The organism is Gilliamella sp. Occ4-3 (assembly GCF_001690675.1).
In the GTDB taxonomy this organism is placed as follows: Bacteria; Pseudomonadota; Gammaproteobacteria; order Enterobacterales; family Orbaceae; genus Gilliamella; species Gilliamella bombi.
On sequence record NZ_LZHR01000085.1, the window covers coordinates 1 to 2,887 of the forward strand.

At 40.1% G+C, this 2,887-nt stretch carries 1 protein-coding gene and 1 rRNA gene; both read left to right on the forward strand.

Annotated features, from left to right (window positions below):
• The coding region (locus tag A9G44_RS09155) for an acyltransferase family protein (protein ID WP_065610603.1) at positions 1-828 on the forward strand (828 nt) is incomplete at its 5' end.
• A 588-nt stretch (positions 829-1,416) separates the two neighbouring features.
• A 16S ribosomal RNA gene (locus A9G44_RS09160) occupies positions 1,417-2,887 on the forward strand; the annotation flags it as partial.

The window sequence follows — 2,887 nt, forward strand, 5'->3', positions numbered from 1 at the left end:
AAGTTTAAAACTGTTGTTTGTCCTTATATTTCAGTATCTATTTTTTGCTTTGTTTTTTTTCATTATCAGTATTTATCTAATTTACCTTGGTTTTCATCGACTGAAACTAGTGTTGTTAGTTCAATAGTTAGGATGATGCTGACGGGAACACAACTGCTACCATTGTGGTTTATCCCGATGATTATCATTATTTATTTAATGGCTCCTTTATTATATTTTTGGTCGAAAAAGAATTTAATTGTAGCTGGTCTGATTGCTATGTTTTGGGTTGTGGTATTTACTAAACCTGATTTTACTCAACCTATTTTAAATTTGTTGCATTATGGACCAGTTTATTTAATTGGCATGATGATAAAACAAAATTATCAAATTATTATCAAAACAGTTAAAGATAATTTATTCTTAGTTGTGTTTCTTTTTGGTTTATGTTTTTTTGTTCCATTTGCTTATCGCTATATGAATCATTTAGGTGTAGAAAAACTTTATTATGATACATTACAAAAAATCATTTTATTTATATTAGCGCTTTATTTTTTAGATGGGCTGAATCATAAAACAAATGAGGGAAAGTTATATAAATTCTTTTCTTATATGGCAAATATCAGTTTTCCTATCTATTTTATTCATGAAATTATTGTTTTAGAACTTGAACAATTATTGTATATTTCTTCTCTAGGTTATGTAATTAAAACCGACAATGGTTGGTTAGCATCATTGGGAGCTGTAATCTTTTTAGTGTCAACTTTAATCGTAAGTGTCATCATCGCTAAAATAATAACGCTAGTTTTCAAAAATAAAGCAAAATATCTTATTGGGGCAATTCGTTAGATAATATCATCTATTATCTGGCTTGGTGTTTTGAAATATTTTTATTAAATTTAAAACTTAGAATGTAAATTAATATTCTAAATTTATGTTAAAAATATGAGGTTCTTTATATTTTCCATATAAATTAACTTAATAAATTGTTTTTTCTATAGCAAATTACGTTTATTTTGTTTATACCGAATATATTAAACATGTAGATTTGAACAAATAAAATGCAAACGAAAAAAAAATTGCAATTAACACTTGCACGAAATTTTTAAGCCCCTATAATGCGCACCCACTGACACGCAGTCAGCGACAAGCAGACGGAAAGTTAGTGATTAAGTGAGAACAAAAATTTTAAAAAAGATCTTGACGAATAAAAAAGGTTAGCGTAGTATACGCAACCCTTGAGACAGCGAACTAAATCAACAAAAAGTTGATAAGGAACATAAGCTGTCAGCTCTTTAAAAATAAGAAACAGACAATCTGTGTGGGCACTTGCGAGACAAAAGATTAAAGTCTACGGACTAAAAAAATTAAGTCTTGATAAGTGACACTGAAGATTCATTTGAATATGTCAGAGACAGTTATTGAGCATCAAACTTTAAATTGAAGAGTTTGATCATGGCTCAGATTGAACGCTGGCGGCAGGCTTAACACATGCAAGTCGAACGGTAACATGAGTGCTTGCACTTGATGACGAGTGGCGGACGGGTGAGTAAGGTATGGGGATCTGCCGAATGGAGGGGGACAACAGTTGGAAACGACTGCTAATACCGCATAAAGTTGAGAGACCAAAGCATGGGACCTACGGGCCATGCGCCATTTGATGAACCCATATGGGATTAGCTAGTTGGTGGGGTAAAGGCTCACCAAGGCGACGATCTCTAGCTGGTCTGAGAGGATGACCAGCCACACTGGAACTGAGACACGGTCCAGACTCCTACGGGAGGCAGCAGTGGGGAATATTGCACAATGGGGGGAACCCTGATGCAGCCATGCCGCGTGTATGAAGAAGGCCTTCGGGTTGTAAAGTACTTTCGGTGATGAGGAAGGTGATGAATCTAATAGGTTTATTAATTGACGTTAATCACAGAAGAAGCACCGGCTAACTCCGTGCCAGCAGCCGCGGTAATACGGAGGGTGCGAGCGTTAATCGGAATGACTGGGCGTAAAGGGCATGTAGGCGGATAATTAAGTTAGGTGTGAAAGCCCTGGGCTCAACCTAGGAATTGCACTTAAAACTGGTTAACTAGAGTATTGTAGAGGAAGGTAGAATTCCACGTGTAGCGGTGAAATGCGTAGAGATGTGGAGGAATACCGGTGGCGAAGGCGGCCTTCTGGACAGATACTGACGCTGAGATGCGAAAGCGTGGGGAGCAAACAGGATTAGATACCCTGGTAGTCCACGCTGTAAACGATGTCGATTTGGAGTTTGTTGCCTAGAGTGATGGGCTCCGAAGCTAACGCGATAAATCGACCGCCTGGGGAGTACGGCCGCAAGGTTAAAACTCAAATGAATTGACGGGGGCCCGCACAAGCGGTGGAGCATGTGGTTTAATTCGATGCAACGCGAAGAACCTTACCTGGTCTTGACATCCACAGAATCTTGTAGAGATACGAGAGTGCCTTCGGGAACTGTGAGACAGGTGCTGCATGGCTGTCGTCAGCTCGTGTTGTGAAATGTTGGGTTAAGTCCCGCAACGAGCGCAACCCTTATCCTTTGTTGCCATCGATTAGGTCGGGAACTCAAAGGAGACTGCCGTTGATAAAGCGGAGGAAGGTGGGGACGACGTCAAGTCATCATGGCCCTTACGACCAGGGCTACACACGTGCTACAATGGCGTATACAAAGGGAGGCGACCTCGCGAGAGTAAGCGGACCTCACAAAGTACGTCTAAGTCCGGATTGGAGTCTGCAACTCGACTCCATGAAGTCGGAATCGCTAGTAATCGTGAATCAGAATGTCACGGTGAATACGTTCCCGGGCCTTGTACACACCGCCCGTCACACCATGGGAGTGGGTTGCACCAGAAGTAGATAGCTTAACCTTCGGGAGGGCGTTTACCACGGTGTG